Consider the following 23244-nt stretch of genomic DNA (forward strand, 5'->3'; position numbering starts at 1 on the left):
GCCCTAGACCTTGGAAAGCCGATATTTATGTTAATAGATAAATATAAACTAAATTTAATCCTTCGCTTGATGGCTGGAAAATTCTTTGGCATTATTTGTGCCTTACGTTGCGTAATGTCGCAGAAGCAGGAAAGTGAGTCAATGTCGGTGCCCGCAGCCTGACAGCGCTTCAATCCGATGTCCGTGAAGCATTTCACATCCGGCGCGGAAACGATCCGCTATGGGACTGGCTGGAACCGCGATGTTCGGAGGGAGGCTCGGATGACTGCACAAGAGACACGGCGACTGAGAGCCCAGGTCGAACGGCTGCTCCCGCGCGGGAAGACCTTGCGCGACATCGCCGAGACCGGACCGGCGGCAGGCGGCGCGCGCCTCCGTCCGCGCAGATTTGTCGATCGCCGCAAGCTGGTGCGGAAGCTGGAGGAAGGCCTCGACCTTACCGCGAACGAGACCTTCTATCTCCGTTCCATCATCCTGCCCGAGCGGCGTCCAGTCATCGATGTGGTGGAAGGATCCTATGCGGATGTCGAGCACGAAGACTGGGCCCGGCTCAACGATCCGGAGGTGAAAGCGCGCATGGAGGCGGCGATCGCCGCGGTCGGCAGGGTCGAACTGGTCGAGAGCGGCACTGTTACGCCTCTCGGCACCGGATTCCTCGTCGGCCAGAACCTGCTTCTGACCAATCGCCACGTTGCCTATGAATTCGCGGTGGGCACCGGAACGCGCTTCATCGGTCTCCACAGCGAGAACGCCTGCGTCAACTTTGGCCGCGAGATCGGAAACCCTGACGATACGACGCGCTCGTTCCGCATCGTCTCGGTTGTCATGATGCATCCCTATTGGGACATTGCATTGCTGAAGATCGAGGGCATGCCGCCGGGCGTGGCCCCGCTGGCGCTGGCGAGCGATGCCACCGCCGCCGGTTCGGGCAAGGCCGGCGCGGTGATCGGCTATCCGGGGCGCGACAAATCCGAGCCGGAGGATGTCCAGAACGAGATCATGCGCAACGCGTTCGAGGTCAAGCGGCTGCAACCGGGTTTCCTCGGAGATCCGATTGTCGTCGAGAATCCGGCCGCGCGGGGCATAAAGTACCTCAAGAAAGGCGCGCGCTGCCTGACCCATGACAGTTCGACGCTCGCCGGCAGCTCGGGCTCTCCGGTCATCAGCTTCGATACCGGAGAGGTGGTCGGCGTCCATTTCTGGGGAGATCCCCCGGTGGCGAACTGGGCCATCGTGGCGGCTGACATGGCCTGCGACCAGCGCATCATCGATGCCGGGGTCGGGTTCACCAGCGTGGCGACCGTATCCAGTGCCGAGCCCTGGGACACCGTATGGGGGATCGTCGAGCCCACGTAAGAGTTTTGCAGCCAGATGGAGCCATCTGTCGTCGTACAAGTGCGATTGAGGAAGAGCTATGTTGGAGCGGCGGGATTGGGTTCGCCAGAACGCCCGATGTGTAGAGCCTAAAGATAGCTGTCGCTCGGCAACTATCCTGTACTTGGCGTCGGGCTGGTGCGCTCAATGATCGAAGCGGTAAACATGTAGCCGACGCCATACACGACCTTGATCGGCGCCGGTAGATTGGTACGAGCCTCGATCTTTCGGCGCAGCCGGCTGACGACCGCATCAAGATGCCGGTTGTCGAAAGTCGACCGTGGGCGCGCCAGTATGTCGACGAGTTCCTCGCGATGGCAGACCTCGCCGCTGCGGCTGCACAGAACCTTCATGAAGGTGAACTCCGCAGCAGTTAGCCTGAGCGTTTCCTGGCTTGGTGCGGTGAGAAGCCAGCCGGTGCTGTCGAGCGTCCACTGATCGTCGTTGCCGGTCATCGTTGACAGGTCACCGGTGCGGCGCAGCAAACTGCGGATTGCCGCTTCGATCTCACGTAATGTGCTGTCCTTGACGAGATAGATATCGGCGCCGCTGTCAAAGCCGCGGATCCGGTCATCGCTGTCGCCGAGCGCGGTCAGCATGATGATGCCGCACGGGTGGTCACGGCGTATTTCGGTGGCGAGTTCGAAGCCGTTCCCGTCCGGCAGTCCGACGTCGAGGACCACCACTGCCGGCCTCCAGCCACCGCACAATTCCTCCCGTAGTTCACGGGCCGTAGCAACGCCGGAAGCCTTGAGGCCGCTCAAGTGCAGGAAGTCAACCAGATCCGCGCGCAACCGCGGTTCGTCCTCGACGATGAGAATATGCGTCATGCCGTTACGTGGTCCGTATGGGGTCGAGCCGCTTCCGCAGCAGGCAACGGTAGGGATGCTGTTGCTGTCATCCCCCGATCTTCGTTAGCAACCAGTTTCAGCGTTCCGCCGTGATAGGCAAGCAGTTTGCGCGATGTATAGAGGCCAAGGCCCGTCCCGCCGCGCGCTGTGGCATTAGAGGCCCGGAAGAAGCGCCTCCCGATCTTGTGGAGTTCGCCTACCGGGATGCCGATACCTCGATCGCGCACCTGAATGACCAGATCACCGTCGCGCCGACGCACGTCGACGTCGACCGGCTGATCCGGAGGCGAGTATTTGAGGGCATTGTCGATGAGATTGATTATGATGGTCGTCAGCATTTCGGGGTCCGCCAACAATGAGGTCCTTTCGTCATCCGCGGTAAGGTTCAGTCGCTCCCCCTGATTTGTCATCCTGAAATGCAGTCGCACGTCGAGCAGCAGGGAGCCTATCGTCATTGGCTCGGGTTGGAAGCGGTTCTCCCGGTCGTCCGACATGAAACGGTTGATCAGGGAAAACAGCCGGTTGAGCGCCTCGCTGATTCCGGCGATGCGTTCGCGTGTGGCCTCGGGCGACTTGTGGCCCACAAGGCGTATCATCTCAGTCGCGTTGCGGATGATGGCAAGCGGGGTGCGGAACTCATGGCTGACGACACGCATGAAGTCCGCCTGTTCCTCGCGCAGCGCCCGTTCGGCTTCCAGGCTGGCGCTCAATTTCGTTTCCAGCCTTCGACGCTCTTCTATCTCGCGTGACAGGGCTTCGTTCTTCTCGCGCAGATCGGTTGACAGGCGGGTGTTGACCATGAACAGGACGCAGGCGAAGAAGGCAATCTGGAACAGCGCGCCCTGCATCAGATACCAGGCGTTGTGATCCGCCAGAACGACGGCACTTACCGAAGCTGGCAGCCCTTGCTCGATCACGCTCTGCATGATGCTCGCGACCATATATTCGACGAGGATGCCGATCGTGATCCAGCGCAACAGGCGCGGCTGCGTCCTGTCGCGCAACAGCGCGAGGCACATGATCGACATCATGATCACGGTGAAGACGGTCGATAGATGGATCCGGATGGCGACGTTGCCGGGGTCGGTCGTCACCGCCATGGTCCAGGTCACGAGCTGGAAAACCAGCAGAGACACGCCGATCCAACTGTAGCGGGGTTGTCCCAGGAAACGGGCAAGCCCCTCGGCCAGAAGTACGAGGCCGATCTTGATGACGAGATTGGCCAGCACGATGCTCCATGCGGCCGGCTCCATGCCGCGCACGATCATCAGGAAGAGGCCGAGCGCTATCGCGGCGAGGCCCGCAGCAAGAAACCTGAGTTCGTAGAGGTGGCGCCACGCGAGCCAGACGAACGTCCAGGCGATAGCCTGCAGGCAGGCGATCGCGAATGTGACCACCAGGACCGTCTTGAGATCAAGCATCCCCGACCATTCGCAAGACCTTGCCGTTCCTCCGCTGCATCGGGTCTGAAACTCGCAGGACTTACGCGCCGAGGCAAGTCACGGGCGAAATTGCAAGAATTGGTCAGAATTGAGCAGAATTGATCGGTGGATTCATTGGCCGCCATGACCCTATCGTAAGCCGGATTTGATGCGGCACTGACGATCCTTCCGCCACGCGCCCCGGTTCGCTTGGTGGAATGTCGATATGGAGAGGATTGACCGGCGCGATGCCATGAGGGGACGCCGCGCCATCGATCTTGCAACACTCTCTCGCCGCACAGGCAGTGGTTGACCGTTCTGATGGGACGGTTCGTCCAGGCGGGGGTGAGCATGGCCAATTCTAGCGTTCGATTCCGGAATGGGGTCGCTTCTGGATGGGGTGGGTCCCGATCGGCCTCGCGCCTGTCACGGCTCATGCTTCTCCTTGCGGTCCTGTTTGCCGGCTTGGGTTTCTCCGCACCAGCGCAGGCGCAAACGGCCACCGTCACCTGGGATTCCGCATTTGTCATGGCTTACGGTGGCCCCGGCGGATTCCTGTCCAACGGCGATTCCGTCGACATTGGCACGACGGTCACCTTCGACTTCGCCTTCCCTTCCGGATGGACGTATGCGTCGCGCCCGAGCGGCTGCAACATCGTTCACGACAGCGGTGACAGGTGGCAGGCGACCATCACGGAAACATGTCATGTCTCCGGCTATGAAACCTCAATCATGATGATGGGCATAGGGTCGACCGAACTGGTGGAGGGGGAGCACGGCTTCTTCGATATCGTGCCGAACGGTGGCGATAGCCCGTTCAGCTTGACGCTGGAGTCTGGCGCTGTGCCGACAGGCATGAGCTTCAATGATGGTACGGTGTGGGGCATTCCGAGCGAAGAAGGAAGCTTCGACTTCACGGCCAGGGCGACGAACGGATACGGCCACTCTGCATCGCAAGCCTTCACGCTGACGGTCGCCGGTCCGACCGCAGAGGGACCGACGATCACCAGCATCTCGCCGGATACCGGCCCGGCCGAGGGCGGCACAAGCGTGGTCATCACCGGCACGAACTTTACCGGCGCGACCGAAGTCAACTTCGGCGGAGAGCCGGTCTTCAGCTTCGTGGTCAACAGCGCCACGCAAATCACCGCCAGCACGGCGCCGCATGCGCAGGGCACGGTGGACGTGGAAGTGGTCACGCCGGGCGGCGGGGCCACGGCGCCCGGTGCCTTCACCTTTGACGCTCCGGTGGAGCTGCTTCTGTCGATCAATGACGTCACCGTTGTCGAAGGTGACTCTGGCACCACCACCGCCACGTTCGAGATAAGGCTTAACCAGCCTCTTCCCCAGTTCAGGTCTGTTACATTCGACATCGCCACGGCCGATGGCACCGCGATTGCCGGGGTCGACTATGAGGCCGGCAGCGGTACCGGTATCGACATGGGCGTGGGCAACGCTGTCAGAACTTTCGCCGTGAGGGTGAACGGCGACACGCTCGCTGAGCCGGACAAGACCTTCTTCGTCAACGTGACCAACGTTGTCGGCGCAACGGTGGTCAAGGCTCAGGGTGTCGGCACGATCCAGGATGACGACGCAGCGGGACCGACGATCACCGGCATTTCGCCAAACGCCGGCGCATACCCGACGATCGTCACCATCACAGGCACTGGCTTGACCGGACCCTCGATGGTCCTGTTCGGCGGTGTTGTCTCGGCAAGCGTCACCGGCGTTGACGATAACACGGTCCTCGCGGAGGCGCCGCCGCATCCGGGCGGGGTTGTCGATGTCGAGGTTTATACCGATGCTGGTCTCGCCTTTGCGCCGGCAGCGTTCACGTTCGACAATTCGCCGCCAACGGCAAATCCCGTCTCTGCTACTGTAGCCTATGGCAGCAGCGGCAACCCGATAACGCTGGACATAACCGGCGTGCCGGCCAGCTCGGTCGCCGTGGGCACAGCTCCGACAAACGGCACCGCGACCGCCTCGGGCACAACGATCACCTATACACCCAATACAGGCTATGCCGGTCCGGACAGCTTCACCTATACCGCTACCAACGCCGGTGGCACATCCTCGCCAGCGACGGTGACGATCACCGTCGTCGATCCCCCGCTGCAGGATTTCGCCTTCACGACGGAGTTCGAAACGCAGCTGAACCTAAGCGTGGTGAACGACGGGGTGTCACACTATTTTCTGGTGGTCGCCCCGACACATGGAACCATCGTTCTCAACGCAGATGGATCGGCAACCTACACGCCAAACGCCGGATTCTCTGGAACGGATGAGTTCCAGTACGACACCGGCATATATGGTGACAACACCGGCACAGTCACCATAACCGTCAACCAGCCGACGATCACCTACACGCCGACCAACCCGCCCGCCGGCATCGTGGGCGCCCCCTACAGCCAGTCCATCGCGGGCGGCGCGAGCGGCGGCACGCCTCCTCATACCTTTGCCCATGATTCAGGAACGATGGTGCCCGGACTGACGCTGGCCGCGGACGGAACCCTGAGCGGCACGCCCACCATGGCAGGAACGTTCACCTTCAGCGTAGTCGCAATCGACAGTTCGACCGGAACGGGTCCGTTCAGTTCGCCGCCGGCTGACGTGTCGGTGACGATTGGGCAAGACGCGCCGACGATCACCGACGTCTCGCCGAACACCGGCCCGATGGCGGGCAGCACGACGGTCACCATCACCGGCACGAACCTGAACGGCGCGACGGCCGTGACTTTCGGTGGCACGGCGGCGGCGATCGGCACCGTCACCGCAACGCATATCACGGCGGTGACGCCGGCCGGATCGGCCGGCGCGGCGGACGTGGTGGTGACGGCGCCGGGCGGCAGCGTGACGCTGGCGGACGGCTTTACCTATGAAGCACCGGTCGCTGTGCCGACGGTCTCGTCCGTCGCGGTTCCGGCCAACGGATATTACCGGGCTGGCGACATCCTGTCCTTCACGGTGGATTTCAGCGATAACGTCATTGTCGACACGACCGGAGGTACGCCGCGCATCGGGCTGGCGATCGGCACGGTGACACGCTATGCCGACTATGCGTCCGGAAATGGTTCAGGCGCTCTCGTCTTCCGGCATGTTGTCCACACCGGCGACCAAGACATAGACGGTATTGCGATCACGGCCATCGATGCCAATGGCGGCGCCGTTGCAAGCGCTGCCGGCGGCACGCAGGCCAACCTGACACTCAACAACGTTGGCAGCACCAGCGGCGTCCTCGTCGATGCCGTGGCGCCGACGGTGATCTCCAGCGCGGTCAGCAGCAGCCCGGCATCGGATGCGACGACGGTCGGTTTCGACGTGACGTTCTCCGAGCAGGTAAATGGGGTCGATCCGTCGGATTTCGTGCTGACGACAACCGATTCCGCCACGGGCACGGTTGGCGGTATCGGCACCGCGGATGGTGTGACCTATCATATCAATGTCAGCGACATATCCGGCACCGGCTCGCTGCGTCTCGATGTTTTGGCCGATGGATCGATCATCGACCTTGCCGGCAATCCGATGACAGCACCGTTTGCGTCCGGTACGCCATGGGTGCGTGGTGGTTCGACAGATGCGGCGCTGGTGGGTCTGGCGCCGAGCGCCGGCATTCTGGATCCGGCGTTCGACCCGGCAACGGCCGACTATGACGTCACCGTCGACAACGCGACCGATAGCATCACCCTGACGCCAATGGCGGCCGATGCCAATGCGACGATCACCGTCGCCGGCCAGGCGGTTGCTTCCGGCAGTGCGAGCCAGGCGATCGCGCTGGCGGTCGGCACGACGACGGTCTCCGTCGTCGTCACGGCCGAGGACAACACGACGACCCGGACCTACACCGTGACGGTCACCCGCGCGGCGTCCGCCAATGCAACGCTGGCGAGCCTTGTGCCGAGCGCCGGCACGCTCGATCCGGCCTTCGATCCGGCGACGCTCGCCTATGCCGTTGCCGTCGACAACGCGACCGACAGCATTGCGCTGACGCCGACTGCCGCCGAAGTTAACGCGACGATCACCGTCGCCGGCCAGGCGGTGGCCTCCGGCAGCGCCAGCCAACAGATCGCGCTGGCAATCGGCACCACGGCGATCCCCGTCGTCGTCGCGGCCGAGGACGGCACGACGACGCAGACCTACACCGTGACGGTCACCCGCACAGCGTCCACCAACGCAAGGCTGGCAGGACTGACGCCGAGTGCCGGCGCGCTCGATCCTGCGTTCGACTCCGATGCGCTCGATTATGTCGTGGCGGTCGCCAATGCCGTCGATAGCCTGACACTGGCGCCGATTGCCGATGACGCCAACGCGACGATCGTCGTCGACGGGCAGACGGTGGCATCGGGCAGCGCCAGCCAGGCGATTGCCTTGTCGGTCGGCCCAACCGCAATTCAGGTCGTGGTCACGGCCGAGGACGGCATGATGACCCGGACCTATGCGGTGACGGTCGAGCGGGCGCAGCCGGTGCCGACCGTCGTCACCCGCGCAATCGAAATCAATGCGGGCGAGACGGTATCAGTCGACCTCACCGAAGGCGCGAGCGGCAGTCCGTTCACGAATGCGGCGATCGTCGACCTCTCCAATGCCGAGGCCGGCACTGCCCGGATAGAGCGTGACGGCCAGAGCTATCGCCTCGTCTTCGCCTCCAGCTCGACCTATACGGGCGGGACGGATATCCGTTTCACCCTTTCCAACGCCACCGGAACGTCGGCGCCCGGAACCATAGCGTTCACGATCCTCGGGCGGCCGGACCCTTCGCAAGACCCGGAGGTGATCGGGTTGCTGAGCGCGCAGGTCGATGCCGCCAAGCGCTTCGCACAGGTGCAGACGCGCAACTTCAACGACCGGCTGGAGCAGTTGCACAACGAAGGCGACCGGCGCAGCAACAGCATGAATCTGCGTCTCGGCTACAATGCAAAGGAAAAGCCCGGCGATCGCGAAATCCGGGAGTTGGTCGAAAGGGCCCACGAGACTCCCGGTCTCCTCAGCTATGCGCCACAGAATGCCGGCGGATCGGGAAGCGGCGCCCTCGCCTCGGATGAGGAGGCTCCCTCCACGAGCTCTATAGGCAATGACGGCATGAACCTCGGGCCCTACGCGATCTGGACGGGCGGCTATATCAACTTCGGCGAGAGCAACAGGGGCAGGCTCGATCTCGACCACACGATGGTCGGGGTCAGCGCCGGTGTCGACTATCGCTTCTCGCAGAAGTTCATCGCCGGCTTTGGCGTCGGTTTCGGCCGCGACCGCACCGACGTTGGCGCCAACAGCACGCAAAGCACGGGCCATGCCTACAGCGCGGCTGTCTATGGCAGCTACAAGCCGTTCGACAATTTCTTCCTCGATGGTCTCGTCGGCGGGAGCTGGCTCGATTTCGACAGCAGACGCTATGTCACTGCGACTGGCGACTTCGCGACCGGCAAACGGTCAGGGCATCAGGTCTTCGGTTCGCTGACCGCCGCCTACGAATTTCGTGACGAAACCTGGCTCGTCTCACCTTATGGGCGTATCGAATTGTCCCGCACATGGCTCGAAAGCTTTGCGGAAGACGGCGGGGGCGGTTTCGGCCTGCGCTACGGGGATCAGAGCATCGACACGGTGTCCGGCGTGATCGGCCTTCGCGCGGAATACGCCTTCAAGACGACCTGGGGCTCGCTGACACCGGGAGCGCGTGTCGAATACACACATGATTTCGCCGGGTCGAGCCGGATCAACCTGGGTTACATCGACCTCGATCACCTGCCGTACCGGCTCGATATCGAAGCCTCGAAACGGAGCTACATGACCCTCGGCCTATCACTCGAGGCACAACTTCCGCAGGACTGGACCCTAGGGTTCGACTACCGCACTGCGTTCGGAAGCAACCAGTGGGACGATGCCTTCGGGCTGGAAATCGCCAAGCGCTTCTAGGTCGCAGAATGACCGCTGCCCACCGTTTCCGGGCTGTTCCGACCGCCGAAAAGACGAGACGTTAACGCTTGCAGTCGGTCGCGTCATGCCGCTCACCTAAATGGAGAATGGGGTCGTGTGTGGATGTATATGGACCCCGTCCGATTGCAACAGGTCGACTGGATCAGATTATCGGTCACAACTGACGTATATTCGGCTTCATGATACGGCTCTTCATTGCTTCGCCGCGAGCCTCGATGGATTTTCGCCCGTTTCCACCTCAATGTTCTCAAGACATCGGCTCAAAGCCGTGCCGGTCCACACATCAGGTTAGGAAAGCGACGGGGTGACCGTGTCACCATCTCCTGCCATTTTGTTGTAATTGCTGGGGTGGAACCTCCTTGCTCGATTCTTTTTTGACTTGCCTCAGGTTGCCGTTACTGCCAGCGCAGATTCGTAAAATGTGCCGGCCGAGAGCATGGCCCATACGATCCGCGCATTCTTATTGGCCAGCGCGACGGCGGCAACGTTGGGGTGTCGCCGTTGCCGCAGCTTGTCGAGCCAGAGGCTTCGCGGATCCTGTTTGCCGCCAGCGCGGGCACCATGGATCGTCAGTGTGCGCAGATATCGATCTCCACGTTTGCTGATACCGAATAGACGGGCTCGTCCTCTACTGGATCGTTGTTTCGGCACCAGGCCGAGCCAAGCCGCAAACTGACGGCCATTCTTGAAGCAGCTTCGATCACCCACAGCGGCGATCAAGGCTGTAGCAGTTACTGGACCGATGCCTTCGATCTTGCCAAGCCGCTGGCATTGGTCGCTGGTGCGGAATATCTCCCGGATCTCCCGATCATAGACTGCAATGCGATAGTCAATTTCGGTCAATTCCGCCTGCAACTCGCGCATGAGCGATCGGACCAGGTCGCTGAGACTATCATCGGTGCTCCCCGCGATGATGGAAAGGCCGCGCCGCAACTGCGAGATGTCACGAGCAATGACAATCCCGTGCTCCGAAAGAAGCCCGCGAATCTGGTTGGCGAGCCTGACTCGATCGGCAATCAAACGTCGACGAATTCGATGAACGGCCTGGACCGCCAGCTGATCAGTCGACTTCGGCGGCACAAAACGCATTGATGGCCGGCCGACCGCTTCGCAAATGGCTTCCGCATCGTTCCGGTCGTTCTTGTTCGACTTAACCGTATGGCGTCACGAACTGAGGACTGATCAGCCGAACCTCATGGCCGAGATCGGAAAGCACCCTTGCCCAATAATGCGCTCCGTTTGAGGCTTCCATGCCGACCAGACATTGTGGCAGATTGGCGAAGAAGCGGGCTACCGCATCGCGGCGCCGCGTCTTTCGCACGACGATTTGCCCATGGCTATCGACGCCATGAACTTCGAAGACATACTTCGCCAGATCCAGACCTATTCGAACGACCTGCATGACATCCTCCTTCATCGCAGTGAACGCTCGAGATTCCACCTCGCCACAAGGGCGGGGTCCATACCATTGTTCTCCACATTGCAAGGGGTCTTTGGTGACGACCTGAACAGGCGGTCGGGTGCAAGCCATGTGTCCGGCGTCTACGAAGCAGCCCTCATAGCTGCGGGCCCTGGTGAAGTTCGCGGGTCGGAATCCCAATCAGAACATCGAGTATCATGCTCACAACCCCTGGCGGGCTATTCCGATCCTCGGGCTCAACCGGTACTAAGCCGAGCCATGCCGCAAACTGGCGTCCGGAAGAAAATGCCGACGGATTGGTCACTGTCGCCGCTAGCACACTTGCAGTGATCGGACCAACGCCTGTAACCGTCTCGAGCCGGCGACTGATTCGGTCTGCCGGTACCACGCATGAATAGCTCGATCGAGAGTGTCAATCCTTCCCTGAATGTCCTGCAGCTGATCGACGATCACTTCCATGCAATGCCGCATGAGAGGTTCGATGCGTTCATTCGTGCCGTCTTTGACGAGGGTCCCATCATCATCTCGATCGAGGATGAGCCGCGCGTTGTGGCCGGGAAACGCAAGCTTCGTGGCGGAGCCGCCGCTCTGCGCGCCGTTAAGGAAAATAAGGAAAGCCTGCTCGTTGAATGGCATGCGAGTCGGCCCGACGATCAAAAGCTGACGAGTATCACGAATTCCGCGCAGTGAGCGCGCCTCTCGATTGCGGATGCGTCAGCTTGGAGCCTCATTAAGCCGATGTTCGATCTCGACTGCGGATGCGAGCACTTCCTCGAAGCGAGGTGCAGGTCCGAAGATCATCGCCGCTGTGTTGGCGTAGTCATCCGTGAGTGCCTCGACCATTCCTTCAACAGGATCGATTGCAAATGTTCCCGGCGCGGCCGAGGCCAGATCATAGTCAGGCCGGTCGAAGAACATCCTTGCGTGCCGGACGCAATCGGCCCCAAGTGCGAGATTCGCAAGGGCCACGCGACCGACATCTGAGTTGAGAAGGCAATGGAGGTCGTAATAGTGCCGAGATACGCGCTGACCTTCCTGTCTGAGTACGCCGCGCCGCTCATACCAACGGCGCAGCCATGTGCGATGACGACCTTGTCCCAAAACGTCCGCGTGGCTTCCACGGTGGTTACGCCGGGGACGGCAAGCTCGAGGGTCGGGGCCTCTTCGGCAATGTAGGGGAGGATCGTGACCGCTCGGTTTGGATCGAGAGCCGATTTCGCGCCGGATTCGATCCGAACGGTGGGGCGGACATAAGCATCGTCGCGCGGCTCGACCTCAGGATACCAGACCAGAAGTGTTTGTCCGTCGGGATCGGCGTCGTCAATCTCGATACGTCCGGCGCCGTCGGTGGCATCGTCGAGTTGCTCGGCGAGGAATTCCCGAAGCGGGCCGGGGATATAAGCGCGGCACGTGTCCCGGATAGCTTCGAGCTTGGCGCGGCGCTTCTTGTTCGAGAGCGCCTCGAGTTCTTCGACTGATGCAGGTTCGTCGAGGTCCTCGCGGAAGACGGTGATGTCGATATCCTCGGAAAAGCGTTGGATCAGACCGTAAGCTTTTGACAATGATGTACCGCCTTTGAAGAGAAGGCGCGGTGCGGTGGCGGGACGCTCGTGATAGAGCGCGTTCAGAGTCCAGCAGACCCAAAAGCCTTTTTCGATGTTGCCGACGGGGGCGCCGAGGCGGTTGGCGGTTGCAAGAAATAGATCGAGGCGGTCTCGCGCGGGCGTCTTTATGACCTGGCTGTAGGGGGCCGTGCTCACCGTTGCACCGCCTCGCCCTGAGCAGGCGTGATCAAATCTCGCAGGAATTCCTGCATCCAGATCGGCAGGGCGGAGAGACCGGCGTGAAGGTCATCTTGGATCGCCTTACCGTGCTTGGGATCGGCAAATAGGCGGCGCAGCACCTCTTGGACGCGCTCGCGCTCGATGTCTTGGCTTAGCATGTCCTGCATCCCATGCAGCGCCTGGACGACGCGCATGGCAGGCCGGCCCGCCCAATACAGTCGGCTTGGTGCGGCGAACTTGAAGTGGATCACCTGCTTGCCGAGTTTGATCGGCTTTAGCCGGGCATCGACCAGGACCTCGATATGCGCGGGTACAGCCGTGGTAAGGCCGAGATCGTTTGCAGCACTCATTCCGTCAATGACGGCACGCGCCTGGTCGCGGCGCGTGACGGCGCGGATCACGGCGCGGTAGTCGGGAACGGTGGGGCGGCCGGTCAACGTATTGTGCCGCGGTCGGTCATAGAGTCCGCGGTCGATACGTCGCAGCTCACCTGCAGCGGCGAGGCGCTGGAGTGTTTTGTCGATGGCGTCACGACCGCCGAGATCGACGAAGTCACCAGGCGTCCAAACTTCTTCGGGCTGGGAGGTGACCCTAGCCAGCAGCCGAGAACGCAGATCGGTATCTTGAGCGAGAGTCGTCATGTCCGAAACATGCTACATTTTTCGGACGCGCGCCCGGCCTATCATAGGACGCCCCAGCGCTATACCGCTCTCTCCCGGTCAGCTCACGAACACCGACTTCATCGATCAGATTCAGCACGCCCCTAAGGACCACGGCAGTAGGCTTATGATCTCCTGATCCTTCGGCAGTTCCGGTCGCTCGCCGGCGCCGGCGTGCTGGCGGGTCTGCGTGTTCCTGCCCCAAAGGAGGAGGCAGGTACATCCGATGCCGGCAGGCCATTGTCCTGCAGCCTGCCTATCTGGTCGCCTTGTTCAGCGCGGCAACCGGCTACGGTGTCATGATCCTCGCGATGACCACGACACCGCTCGCCATGGTGCATCATCACCACGATCGACACGTCGCCAGTCCTTGAGCTTGGCGAATGGATTCTCGACCTTGTGGCGCTGGCGGTAGAGTGCCTTGTCATAGTCGTAGGGTCCTTGCAATGCGGAGAATGTCCACACATGGCCCCAAGAGAGGAATTGGGAGCAATGGCATTAATGGCACTGCACGTCGCATTAGTTGACACCTGCCTTTCAGAATGCCGTCTCCTTATCCAAGGAGCTAACGAATTTGCTGAAGAACTGCGCCGAGAGCTTTCGCGCGGTGGAATCGATCAGCCGGGACCCCAGTTGGGCGATCTTGCCGCCGATATCGACCTTGACATTGTATCGAAGAAGCGTTCCGCCATCCGCCTGTTCCGTCAGGGTGACGTCCGCGCTCCCCTTGGCGAACCCGGCAACCCCGCCCTTGCCCTCGCCGACGATGGTGTAGGAACAGGGAGGGTTGAGGTCGCAAAGCTGAACCGATCCCTCGAAGCGCGCCTTGATCGGACCGACCTTGAGGACGACCGTGGCGGACATGTCGGTGTCCGTCGATTTTTCAAGCCTTTCGCATCCCGGAATGCAGATTTGCAGAACTTCCGGATCGTTCAGCGCGGCCCACACCTTCTCCACGGGCGCATCGATCCTGTGCTCGTCTCTTATTTCCACGGGAATACCCTTCTTGTGCTGGAATGAACAACGACTGACCGGACAGGTCAGTGCAGATTTCCCATGTAGAGATCCGCGAGATGATCGCCGCTCGGCATGTCGGCCGCCGTCCATTGGCCGACGCATTGCCCGCCATGCACCAGGACGGCCTTATCGCCGTATGGCAGGATCGCGTCGACGCTGTCGCCGATCATCCATACAACCGTCGCGCCCGAGCGGGCGTATTTGACCGCCTGCTCGATGAGCTGGTGAACGATGACCGGGGCGAGGCCGCTCGTCGGCTCATCGAGGATGAGAAGCTTCGGGTCGGCGATGATGGCGCTTGCGATGGCCAGCATCTGGCGCTCGCCCCCCGACAGCGTGCCGGCGGTTTGCTGCCGCCTCTGCCTGAGTATCGGAAACATCGCAAACGCCTTCTCGATCCCCGCGCCGATCCCGGTCTTGCGGCTGAGCCCTGCTCCGAGACGTAGGTTTTCCTCTACAGAAAGATTGGCGAAGATGTTTCCCTCTTGTGGAACCAGCAGCAGGCCGTTTCTGGCAAGCCTTTCCGCCTGCAGTCTCGTGACGTCCTCGCCTTCGAAAAAAACCTTTCCCGAGGTGATCGGCAGCAGCCCCGCCAAGGCTTTCGCCAATGTCGACTTGCCGCCGCCATTCGGTCCGAAGACGGCCGTGAGCTGGCCCTGCCGGATCGTCAGGCTAAGGCCGTGCAGAACGTTCGAGGGGCCGTAGCCGGCATTGATTTCCCGTATATCAAGCATGGGCGCCTCCCAGGTAGTTTCGCTGAACCTCTTTGTCGCGGGTGACGTCGCTTGCCGGCCCGCCGAAAATGGTCTGGCCGCGCGCCAGCACGAAGACCGTGGACGCAAGCTCGACGACAAACCGGATATTGTGCTCGATGATCAGGACGGTCGTGCCCTGCTCGTTGAGCGTGCGCAGCACCCGCGTCAGAAGACTGATCTTCTCCGGCCCGAAGCCGGCCGCGGGTTCGTCGAGCAGAAGCAGTTTCGGAGACATCATCAACTGCCGCGCGATCTCGACCAGGCGGGCATCGGGGATCGACACGTCGCGCAGCAAGCGATCGCGAAGATCGCTGAGACCGAGACGGCGCAGCTGATATTCGGCGGCCTTGTCGACCGCATGCTCCTCGTCCGACCAGTTTCGGCGCCCGCGGATGGAACCGAGGAGGCTCTCCGACGACCGGCTGCAGCCAGCCACCATCAGGTTCTCCCAGACGGTCAGGTTGGGAAAGCCCGCCGAGGTCTGGAACGTGCGCGCCATGCCTTTCTTCGCGATGGCATGCGGAGCAAGCCCCTCGATCCGGGACCCGTCCAGAGTCACCTCCCCGGACGTCAGCCGGGCGTATCCGGTGACCGCGTTGAACAGCGTCGTCTTGCCTGCGCCGTTCGGGCCGATAAGACCGGTGATCGTGCCGGGCTCCACCGACAGCGTGGCAGCGTCCAGCGCAATCAGGCTTCCGAAGTGAAGGGACGCCTTTTGAACATTCAGGAGAGGGCTCATTGCGTGACCGTCCTCTGCTCTTGCGCGCAGGATGCCAGCGCCCTTGCGCGCGGCTGCCTGAAAGCCAATGTCTCCGGAAGCAAGCCGTGCGGCCGGAACCTGATGACGACCAGCAGCGCGACGCCAATCAGGATGGGCCGGGCGGCCGCCAGGACGTTCGCATGTTCGACGGATACCTGGAGGAACTGGGTCGCCTCCGTCGCGCCGATCAGCAGCAGCGCGCCGATGAACGCGCCCTTGAGATTGCCGATGCCGCCGATGACCATCGCCGTCCACAAGGTGAAGGTCAGCGTTGCTCCGAACATATGCGGATAAAGACTTCTCACATAGAAGATGTAGAGCGGCGCGGTCGCGCCGAACAAGGCGCCGGCGAAGACGAACGCCTTCAATCGCATTTCGGGAATGTTGCGCCCCACGGAGGTGGCCGCCGCCTCGTTCTCGCGGGTGGCCCGCAAGGCGCGCCCGAAGGGGGAATGTCCCAGGCGGCGCAGCAGCAGATACACGATAAACGCCGCGACGATCGAGAGGCCGCACAGGAAGAAATTATACTCCCGGCTGCCGACATAACCGTCGAACGGTCGCGTGATCGTCCGAAACCCTCCCGAGCCGGCGGTCAACCAGGATTCCGTGGTGATCAACTCGATGGCCATGACCGAGAAGGCAAATGTGGTGATCAGGAAATACTCGCCGCGCAATCTCAGGGCGGGTTTTCCGATGATGTAGGCCACGGCCGCGGTGACGACGATCGACGCGAGCCAGCCCACGATCAGGGACTGCTGCGGCGCGAACACGATCCCGTCCTGCGGCGCGGTGAAGATCGCGAAGGTATAGGCTCCGACCGCGATCAGGCCGGCCGAACCGAGATCCCAAAGGCCGCCCCACCCGGCCTCGAAGTTGAGGATCATCGTGTAGGTTGCGTAGATCATGGCCAAGGTGACGAGACCGGCCAGGAATACGAGGTTGCCGCTCATGCGCTGGCCTCCTTTCGCTTGCTGACGGAGACGATGCCTTCGGGTTTCACGAGCAGCGTGACGACGATCAATCCGAACGCGATGAGGACGCCGTACTTGCTGGGCACGACGAGGGTGCTCAACTCGATGACGGCGCCGACCAGGAGCCCGCCGATGAGAACACCGTAGAGGGTGCGCAGGCCCCCGAGGACGGCGACCGCCAGGATGATCAGGATATAGTGCCACCCAAGCTCGATGCCGACCCCGCCGATGAGGCCGATCAGGATGCCGGACAGGCCGGCAAGGGCGGTGCCGACGAACCAGACCGAGCCGATGGCCAGGCGCACATTGATGCCGCGCGCCCGAGCGAGTTCCGCGTTGCCGGCAATGGCGCGGATCGACGTTCCGACCCTCGTATGCGCCAGGAACAGATGGAGGGAAAGCACGGCCAGCCATGCCCCGATCACGATGCCGAGTTCGATGGCGGTCGCCGAAAAGCCGGGCATCGCGATGGAAAAGTCGGAGGTTATCGGGAACACCTTGATCGCCCGCCCGCTCCACAGGGCGCTTACAATCCCGTAAACGATGAACGCGACGCCGACGGACGAGAAGAATTGCGCAAGCAGCCCCTTGTCCCGCAGCGGGAAAAACACGAGCCAGGCCGTCGCCAGACCGGCAAGGCCGATAAGGGGCACCGTGATCGCAATCGCAAGGCCGAGGTTGAGTCCATAGGTGGTCGCCAGCGTATGGGCCACGAAAGCACCCAGCAGCATGAATTGCCCATGGGCGATGTTGAGGAACCCCTCGGTCTGGCGCACCAATGCGAAACCAACCGCAGCCAGCGCCAGCGTACTGCCCGTTATCAGGGCAAAGAAAATGTATTGCATCGGTAACTTATCTCCCAGGGGGCGATACTCTTTTCCGGAGTCGGCACACGGGACGCCGTGTGCCGACAACGTCCCCGGTTCAACCGAGGCAAGCCGTCTCAGCGGAGATCGGGATCCAGCTCGACGGACGAGACGTTGACCCATTCACCGTTGCGCGGCGTGACTTCGGAATAGCGGCTCACCACATTGCCGTATTCGTTGAAGTCGATGGGGCCGGAAGCCCCCTCGTAGTCGATGTCCTTTCCGGCCTTCAGTTCCCGGACGCCGTCAGCGTAGCTGAAGACCTTCTCCCCGTCGGGACCGGAAACATTGACGAGGTTATCCCGGATTCCCTGACCGGTGACGTCCCCAGCGGTCGCCGCCAGCGCCAACAGGATGATCTGATCGTAGTAGTTCGGTTCATACATGGCCGGCGAGGGTTGCTTGCCGGTCTTCTTCGAATACCGTTCCGCAAAGCTCTTGTAGCTCGCGCTCTCCAGGTCATAGGTCGGGCTGACGCCGAAAATGCGCCCGTCGAAGAACCCGGACCCCAGCTCGGCCACCTCCTGGGAGATGATCTCCGGGATCGCGTAGATCGTGCCCTGGTAGTTGCGGCGCTGGTAGTCACTGAGTAGGCGGATGCCGACCTCGAGACCGGTGGAGACCAGCAGGTTGGGGCTGGCATTGACGGCCTGGTCGAGATCCCCGCGGAAGCTGACCGTGTCGGCGCTGACATGCGTGTCGTTCAGGAACTGGCCGCCGCCTTTTTCGAACGACTTGCGGAAGACGCCGGTAATGCTCTCGGTCGCATCGAGGCCGCCCTGGGTGATCGCCCCGGCATCCTTGGCCTTGCCGAGCGCGATCTGCGCCAGAATGACGCCCAGGTCGTCATCGCCTCCCGTGAGACGGAAGATATAGTCGCCTCCCAGTGTCTTCAGCTTCGGCGTGCCGCAGGCGGGGCACATGATGACGACCTTGGAATTTGCCGATTCCTGAAGCAGAGCGAGGGCGCCGTCGCTTTCCATCCCGCCGACGGCGATCACGCCTTCGACTTCGACCAGACGCTTCCAGCCGCTTACCGCGCCCTCCAGCGTGGACTTGTTGTCGGCGACGACGAGCTCGAGTTTGCTGCCATTGATTCCGCCGGCCGCGTTGATCTCGTCGGCAGCGATCTGTGCCGCGGCCAGGCCGGCCTGCCCCCACGGGCCGTAGTCGCCCGACATGCCGGTCAGGATTCCGAATTTGACCGTATCCTGCGCCATGGCGAGATTTACGTCGCCCAGAAGGATGGAGATCGTCGCCGCAAGCGACGAAATATATTTCAGCTTTCTGCTCATTCCTGTTCTCCCAAGTTAAGTATTCCCTGTTATAATTTTTGGCATCGCGTCGCATACAGCGATGCTTCCACGAAGACGGCCTTCGCGAATTCTGAACCAGGACGGCCCGCAGGCAGCGTTACAGCCGCAGCTTCTATGCCGGTTGCTTGCGGATATGACTACTCAATTGATCGCGAACCTGCTTGGCCGCCTTTATGATGTTCACGTAGCCGGTGCATCGGCAAAGTACGTTATCCAGCGCCTCGAGGATCTCTTCGTCCGACGCATTCGGATTTCTTCGAAAAAGCGCGGTCAGCGTCATCAGGAACCCCGGCGTGCAGAATCCGCATTGAAGGCTGTGGTTGCGCCAGAACGCCGCCTGCAGGGGGGAAAGCTCATCACCATCCGAGAGGCTCTCGACCGACTCGATTTCAGCTTCGTCTGCCTGCACGGCAAGGGTGAGACAGGACCTCACGGGCCTGCCGTCCAGCAGAACCGTGCATACGCCGCAGGCGCCGATCTCACACGATACATGCGTTCCGGTCAGACCCAGATTGTGTCGCAGGAAATCCGAAAGAAGCAATCGGGGCGGGACTTCAGCCGCGACGCAGTTGCCATTGACGGTAAGGGTGATCGGGATGGTTTGCACTGTCATCATGCACCTAACTTTCCCTGGCCGAGCTTCGCTCCAAGCTCCAGCAGATTGCGACGGATCAGTTCAGCCGCCATCTGGCGCCGATCGTCGGACGCGATGTACCTGTCGCCGTCAGGCTCAAGTCGCTTTACAGTCACTTCCGCCATTTGCACAGCCAATTGCTCGTTCAGTTCCGCCTCCTGGAACTCCTCGGCATGCGACATCGCCAATTCAGGTACGCCGCCACAGCCGCCGACACAGATGCGAATGTCCTTGATCCTGTTTCGTACGAGCCGCGCCTTGATGGCGACGAGGACATATCCGAATGCACCGTGCTGGGCAGCCAACTCGTCAAAGACGACGATCTCGCCATCGTCCAATCTCGGAATAGTGACATGGGTAATGATTTCCCCGGGCTCGAGTGCGCTTGTCAGCGGACCTAGGAAAAACTCTTCCGCTTTCACCGCCTTCGACCCTTCTCGTCCCGCAACATGGACCGTAGCGCCGATACAAATGGCGATGCAGGGCCATTCGGAAGCAGGATCGGCGTTCGCAAGACTTCCGCCGAACGTCCCTTTCTCCCTGATTGAATAATGAGCAATCCACCCGGCGGCTGTTCGCAGCACCGGCATTGCGGATGCGAGCTCATCGGAGTGCAGAATTTCATTGTGGGTTACCGCAGCGCCGATCGTTATGCATTGATCGTCAATCTCGACCTGTCGCAGTTCGCGAAGACTGCTGATGTCAACGAGTACGGATGGGCGCGCCACGCGCAGCACCATCGCCGGCAGCAAGCTTTGTCCTCCAGCGAGTACCATCGCGTCGTCGCCAGACTCACAAAGGGCGACAACAGCCTCTTCCAGGCTGGCCGGCCGGAGATATGAAAAGGAGGGCGGCTTCATGCTTTGACCTTCGCATTACGGATCGCTGCCAGAATCTTCGGAGCCGTTATCGGTGTTTCCGTGATACGGACACCAAAAGGTCTCAACGCATCCTCGACCGCCGCAGCGAACACGGCAGGGGGCGCGATCGTTCCACCTTCACCGCCACCCTTGACGCCAAGCGGGTTCAGCGGAGATGGCGTCTCCAAGTGGAGCAGTTCGATGCTCGGCATGTCGGACGCGCGAGGGAGCATATAGTCGGCCAGCGTTCCCGTGAGGAGCTGCCCCTCTTCGTTATACTTGAGCTGCTCCAGGCGCGTCCCGCCGATACCTGCGGCGATACCGCCATGGACTTGCCCTTCGAGGATAATCGGATTCAACACGGTACCACAATCGTGCAGAACGACGTAGCGGAGAACCTTGAATGCCCCCGTGTCCTTGTCGACTTCGACGGTAGCCACGTGGCTTGCATTCCCCCAGACGACCTGCGGAGCTTCAAAGTAGCTCGTTTCGTTGAGGCCGGGCGTCACCCCTGGCGGTCTTGAAGCCTCGGGCAGAGCAAGTTTTGCACATTCCGCGAGCGATACCTTCATGCCCGGCACGCCGACAACGCGGACATCTCCACCGTGAATCTCCAGATCCTCGACGGAGGCCTCCAGATGGTGCGCCGCAATCTTGAAAGCCTTTTCCCGCACTGCGATCGCAGCCATATTGACCGCGTTGCCCGCCGTCACGGCCGCTCGACTATGGTAAGTCCCACGGCTGAATTGCACACCCGCGGTATCGCCGGTGGATACGCGGACTTTTCCGGGTTCGACCTTCAGAATTGCCGCGCAAACCTGAGCAAGCGAGGTTTTCGAGCCCTGTCCGGTGTCGGTGATACCGACGAAGACTCCTATGGTGCCGTCGGTCGCAATTTCGACCCTCGCACTCTCGACCGGGCCGATCCCTCCGGACTCGACATTGCACGCAATGCCGATTCCTATATAGCGACCTTGCTTGAGCGCTTCACGCTGTTCCTCACGAAAGCGCTCGTAACCGATCGCATCCAGGGTCATCTCGAGCGCCTTCGGATAGTCTCCGCTGTCGAGCACCATCGGCGATCCGTCACGATAGGGAAGATCGAGAGAGTACGGCATTTCTTCAGGTTGTATGAAGTTCCTCCGGCGGATTTCGGCCGGGTCGAGATTCAGCTCCTCGGCGGCGAGATCCATCAGCCGGTTCAACATGAATACGGCCTCGGGTCGGCCTGCGCCGCGATACGGCGCTGACGTGACTTTGTTCGTCAGAATGGACTGGATGTGCGCACGGATCACGGGAATTCGATAAGGACCCAGGAGATGGCAGAACCCCAGATAGGGAAGAACGACCGGAAACGTCAAATATGCGCCGGCATCAACGATGGCGCTGTAGGTCAAGCCGGTTATCGCGCCATCTTCGGTTAGACCCAGCCTTGCTTCGAACATCTGCTCCCGGGAATGGCTTGAAGCCATGAAATGCTCGTTCTTATCCTCCAGCCATTTGACCGGCCTTTGCAGCTTGTGGGCCGCGAAAGGGATAAGGACATCTTCCGGATAAAGCCCTGCCTTTTGCCCGAACGCGCCGCCGATGTCGGGTTGCGCAACCCGAACGGCGAAAGAGGGCAATCTCAGCGCTTCGCATACCAGCGAGCGATTAAAATGAGGCATCTGATGGGCTGTCCAAATCGTCAGACCTTGTCCACCGGCATCTGGGATCGCGAGACAGCCTCGCCCTTCAAGCGGAACACCCGTGTAGCGGTGGCTGTAGAATTTCTCTGCGATCACATGCGGACTCGAATTGACGATCGCCTCAGCATCCCCCTTGCCCACGACCATGTCCAAAGCCACATTGTCTGGCCAATCGTCGAAAACTCGCACCTTCGTCGCGTTCACATCGGCTGCGACCGGCAACGGCTCGTAGTCTATGTCTACAAGCTCCACCGCATCGGCGGCCACGTAGGGATCTTCCGCGACAAGAAGCGCGACCGGTTCGCCGACGTATCGCACCTTGCCTGAAGCAAGCGTCGTGACGGCCGCCTCCCGAACCAGCGGCCGGAGCTCGTTCATGAGTTGTTTGGGAAACTGGCCGAAGGAGGGCAGGTTCATCTGCGCCGAGCCCAGATCGCCGGCGGTATAGACCGCGACTACACCCGGATGGGCCAGCGCTTTGCTTGCAGCCACGGATTTGATTTTGGCATGCGCATAAACGCTGCGTATGACGACGGCATGAAGCATGCCCGGCGCTGCAACGTCGCTGATATATCGCCCCTTGCCTGTGAGCAGGCGCGGATCCTCGCCACGAAGAACCGCCGACCCGATGAAGAGGTCACTCATTTGCTAGGCTATCCTTTCGACGCTGTCGTAGAAATTCGATTGCCGCCAGGCAGGTAAATCTCGCCGGGCAATCGGCGCACGCTGAACGATCCTGGTCGCCAACGGATGGATTTGGCCGCGATGGGGCGCAGCGGGACTTCCCAAAAAGCGCGCTTAGCTCTATAATTTTAACAGCTTGCCAAAATGAGCGATGACATTGAATCATGGAAAGCTCCCATCATACAATCTCCATGTTTGGGGGCGCCTTTAATGAGGCGGCTATTTGGACCAGATTTCAGCGAGCAGGCGGTATCGC

16 protein-coding genes and 3 pseudogenes are annotated in these 23244 nt (G+C 61.3%); 3 read left to right on the forward strand and 16 right to left on the reverse strand.

The window, feature by feature from the left end:
* Window positions 1-261: 261 nt before the first annotated feature.
* Complete coding sequence (locus tag ABID37_RS23585; RefSeq protein WP_354199324.1) at window positions 262-1356, forward strand: trypsin-like serine peptidase; 1095 nt, start codon at window positions 262-264, stop codon at window positions 1354-1356.
* A gap of 131 nt (window positions 1357-1487) precedes the next feature.
* Here the strand turns inward: ABID37_RS23585 and ABID37_RS23590 are convergent, their stop codons facing one another.
* Window positions 1488-2204: a response regulator transcription factor gene (locus tag ABID37_RS23590; protein WP_354199326.1), complete on the reverse strand. Its 717-nt coding sequence runs from the start codon at window positions 2202-2204 to the stop codon at window positions 1488-1490.
* Window positions 2201-3646 carry a sensor histidine kinase gene (locus tag ABID37_RS23595; protein ID WP_354199328.1) on the reverse strand — a complete coding sequence of 482 codons (1446 nt, stop codon included), beginning with the start codon at window positions 3644-3646 and terminating at the stop codon, window positions 2201-2203. The genes ABID37_RS23590 and ABID37_RS23595 overlap by 4 nt, the downstream gene beginning before the upstream one ends.
* A 435-nt stretch (window positions 3647-4081) precedes the next feature.
* Here ABID37_RS23595 and ABID37_RS23600 point away from each other — a divergent pair, with 435 nt between their 5' ends.
* Window positions 4082-9553 (forward strand): autotransporter domain-containing protein, encoded by a 5472-nt coding sequence (locus ABID37_RS23600; protein ID WP_354199330.1) that lies wholly within the window; start codon window positions 4082-4084, stop codon window positions 9551-9553.
* A gap of 405 nt (window positions 9554-9958) precedes the next feature.
* On the opposite strand, the pseudogene ABID37_RS23605 reads toward ABID37_RS23600, so the two are convergent.
* Both ABID37_RS23605 and ABID37_RS23610 read right to left on the reverse strand, forming a co-directional pair.
* Window positions 9959-10976, reverse strand: a pseudogene (locus tag ABID37_RS23605) (IS110 family RNA-guided transposase).
* Window positions 10977-11235: 259 nt separating this feature from the next.
* A pseudogene (locus ABID37_RS23610) lies at window positions 11236-11390 on the reverse strand (transposase); the annotation flags it as partial.
* Between ABID37_RS23610 and ABID37_RS23615 the strand changes: the two are divergent.
* A complete protein-coding gene (locus tag ABID37_RS23615; RefSeq protein ID WP_354199332.1) occupies window positions 11385-11684 on the forward strand; it encodes a hypothetical protein in 300 nt (99 codons plus the stop codon). The pseudogene ABID37_RS23610 and the gene ABID37_RS23615 sit on opposite strands and share 6 nt — an antisense overlap.
* A gap of 24 nt (window positions 11685-11708) precedes the next feature.
* On the opposite strand, the pseudogene ABID37_RS23620 reads toward ABID37_RS23615, so the two are convergent.
* From ABID37_RS23620 to ABID37_RS23675, 12 genes and pseudogenes are all read right to left on the reverse strand, one after another.
* Window positions 11709-12754, reverse strand: a pseudogene (locus ABID37_RS23620) (nucleotidyl transferase AbiEii/AbiGii toxin family protein).
* Complete coding sequence (locus ABID37_RS23625) at window positions 12751-13419, reverse strand: DUF6088 family protein (RefSeq protein WP_354199333.1); 669 nt, start codon at window positions 13417-13419, stop codon at window positions 12751-12753. The pseudogene ABID37_RS23620 and the gene ABID37_RS23625 overlap by 4 nt, the downstream one beginning before the upstream one ends.
* Window positions 13370-13678: a helix-turn-helix domain-containing protein gene (locus tag ABID37_RS23630; RefSeq protein WP_354199335.1), complete on the reverse strand. Its 309-nt coding sequence runs from the start codon at window positions 13676-13678 to the stop codon at window positions 13370-13372. The genes ABID37_RS23625 and ABID37_RS23630 overlap by 50 nt, the downstream gene beginning before the upstream one ends.
* Before the next feature lie 296 nt (window positions 13679-13974).
* Window positions 13975-14436 carry an SRPBCC family protein gene (locus ABID37_RS23635; protein ID WP_435521631.1) on the reverse strand — a complete coding sequence of 154 codons (462 nt, stop codon included), beginning with the start codon at window positions 14434-14436 and terminating at the stop codon, window positions 13975-13977.
* Between the two features lie 41 nt (window positions 14437-14477).
* Window positions 14478-15188, reverse strand: coding sequence for an ABC transporter ATP-binding protein (locus ABID37_RS23640; protein ID WP_354199339.1), 711 nt, complete (start codon window positions 15186-15188; stop codon window positions 14478-14480).
* The gene (locus tag ABID37_RS23645) at window positions 15181-15948 is read right to left on the reverse strand and encodes an ABC transporter ATP-binding protein (protein ID WP_354199341.1); all 768 of its coding nucleotides are present in this window, start codon (window positions 15946-15948) and stop codon (window positions 15181-15183) included. Before ABID37_RS23645 ends, ABID37_RS23640 begins: the two co-directional genes overlap by 8 nt.
* Window positions 15945-16919 (reverse strand): branched-chain amino acid ABC transporter permease, encoded by a 975-nt coding sequence (locus ABID37_RS23650; protein WP_354199342.1) that lies wholly within the window; start codon window positions 16917-16919, stop codon window positions 15945-15947. Before ABID37_RS23650 ends, ABID37_RS23645 begins: the two co-directional genes overlap by 4 nt.
* Window positions 16916-17785, reverse strand: a complete 870-nt coding sequence (locus ABID37_RS23655) for a branched-chain amino acid ABC transporter permease (protein WP_354199344.1) — start codon at window positions 17783-17785, stop codon at window positions 16916-16918. Before ABID37_RS23655 ends, ABID37_RS23650 begins: the two co-directional genes overlap by 4 nt.
* Window positions 17786-17883: 98 nt before the next feature.
* Window positions 17884-19101, reverse strand: a complete 1218-nt coding sequence (locus ABID37_RS23660; protein ID WP_354199346.1) for an ABC transporter substrate-binding protein — start codon at window positions 19099-19101, stop codon at window positions 17884-17886.
* A 133-nt stretch (window positions 19102-19234) separates the two neighbouring features.
* Entirely contained in the window at window positions 19235-19738 is a 504-nt protein-coding gene (locus ABID37_RS23665) for a (2Fe-2S)-binding protein (protein ID WP_354199347.1), read from the reverse strand.
* Entirely contained in the window at window positions 19735-20616 is an 882-nt protein-coding gene (locus ABID37_RS23670) for an FAD binding domain-containing protein (RefSeq protein WP_354199349.1), read from the reverse strand. The genes ABID37_RS23665 and ABID37_RS23670 overlap by 4 nt, the downstream gene beginning before the upstream one ends.
* The gene (locus tag ABID37_RS23675; RefSeq protein WP_354199351.1) at window positions 20613-22949 is read right to left on the reverse strand and encodes a xanthine dehydrogenase family protein molybdopterin-binding subunit; all 2337 of its coding nucleotides are present in this window, start codon (window positions 22947-22949) and stop codon (window positions 20613-20615) included. Before ABID37_RS23675 ends, ABID37_RS23670 begins: the two co-directional genes overlap by 4 nt.
* Window positions 22950-23244 lie beyond the last annotated feature (295 nt).

The sequence above is a fragment of the Aquamicrobium terrae genome, assembly GCF_040545735.1.
GTDB lineage: Bacteria > Pseudomonadota > Alphaproteobacteria > Rhizobiales > Rhizobiaceae > Mesorhizobium > Mesorhizobium terrae_A.

Bases quoted from the DNA above. Each gene is read 5' to 3' on its own strand.
- ABID37_RS23630 (WP_354199335.1), bottom strand. From the start codon at position 13,678: ATGGCCTGCCGGCATCGGATGTACCTGCCTCCTCCTTTGGGGCAGGAA.
- ABID37_RS23615 (WP_354199332.1), top strand. From the start codon at position 11,385: ATGAATAGCTCGATCGAGAGTGTCAATCCTTCCCTGAATGTCCTGCAG.
- ABID37_RS23640 (WP_354199339.1), bottom strand. From the start codon at position 15,188: ATGCTTGATATACGGGAAATCAATGCCGGCTACGGCCCCTCGAACGTT.
- ABID37_RS23660 (WP_354199346.1), bottom strand. From the start codon at position 19,101: ATGAGCAGAAAGCTGAAATATATTTCGTCGCTTGCGGCGACGATCTCC.
- ABID37_RS23665 (WP_354199347.1), bottom strand. From the start codon at position 19,738: ATGATGACAGTGCAAACCATCCCGATCACCCTTACCGTCAATGGCAAC.
- ABID37_RS23645 (WP_354199341.1), bottom strand. From the start codon at position 15,948: ATGAGCCCTCTCCTGAATGTTCAAAAGGCGTCCCTTCACTTCGGAAGC.
- ABID37_RS23585 (WP_354199324.1), top strand. From the start codon at position 262: ATGACTGCACAAGAGACACGGCGACTGAGAGCCCAGGTCGAACGGCTG.
- ABID37_RS23625 (WP_354199333.1), bottom strand. From the start codon at position 13,419: ATGACGACTCTCGCTCAAGATACCGATCTGCGTTCTCGGCTGCTGGCT.
- ABID37_RS23595 (WP_354199328.1), bottom strand. From the start codon at position 3,646: ATGCTTGATCTCAAGACGGTCCTGGTGGTCACATTCGCGATCGCCTGC.
- ABID37_RS23670 (WP_354199349.1), bottom strand. From the start codon at position 20,616: ATGAAGCCGCCCTCCTTTTCATATCTCCGGCCGGCCAGCCTGGAAGAG.
- ABID37_RS23655 (WP_354199344.1), bottom strand. From the start codon at position 17,785: ATGCAATACATTTTCTTTGCCCTGATAACGGGCAGTACGCTGGCGCTG.
- ABID37_RS23650 (WP_354199342.1), bottom strand. From the start codon at position 16,919: ATGAGCGGCAACCTCGTATTCCTGGCCGGTCTCGTCACCTTGGCCATG.
- ABID37_RS23675 (WP_354199351.1), bottom strand. From the start codon at position 22,949: ATGAGTGACCTCTTCATCGGGTCGGCGGTTCTTCGTGGCGAGGATCCG.
- ABID37_RS23600 (WP_354199330.1), top strand. From the start codon at position 4,082: ATGCTTCTCCTTGCGGTCCTGTTTGCCGGCTTGGGTTTCTCCGCACCA.
- ABID37_RS23590 (WP_354199326.1), bottom strand. From the start codon at position 2,204: ATGACGCATATTCTCATCGTCGAGGACGAACCGCGGTTGCGCGCGGAT.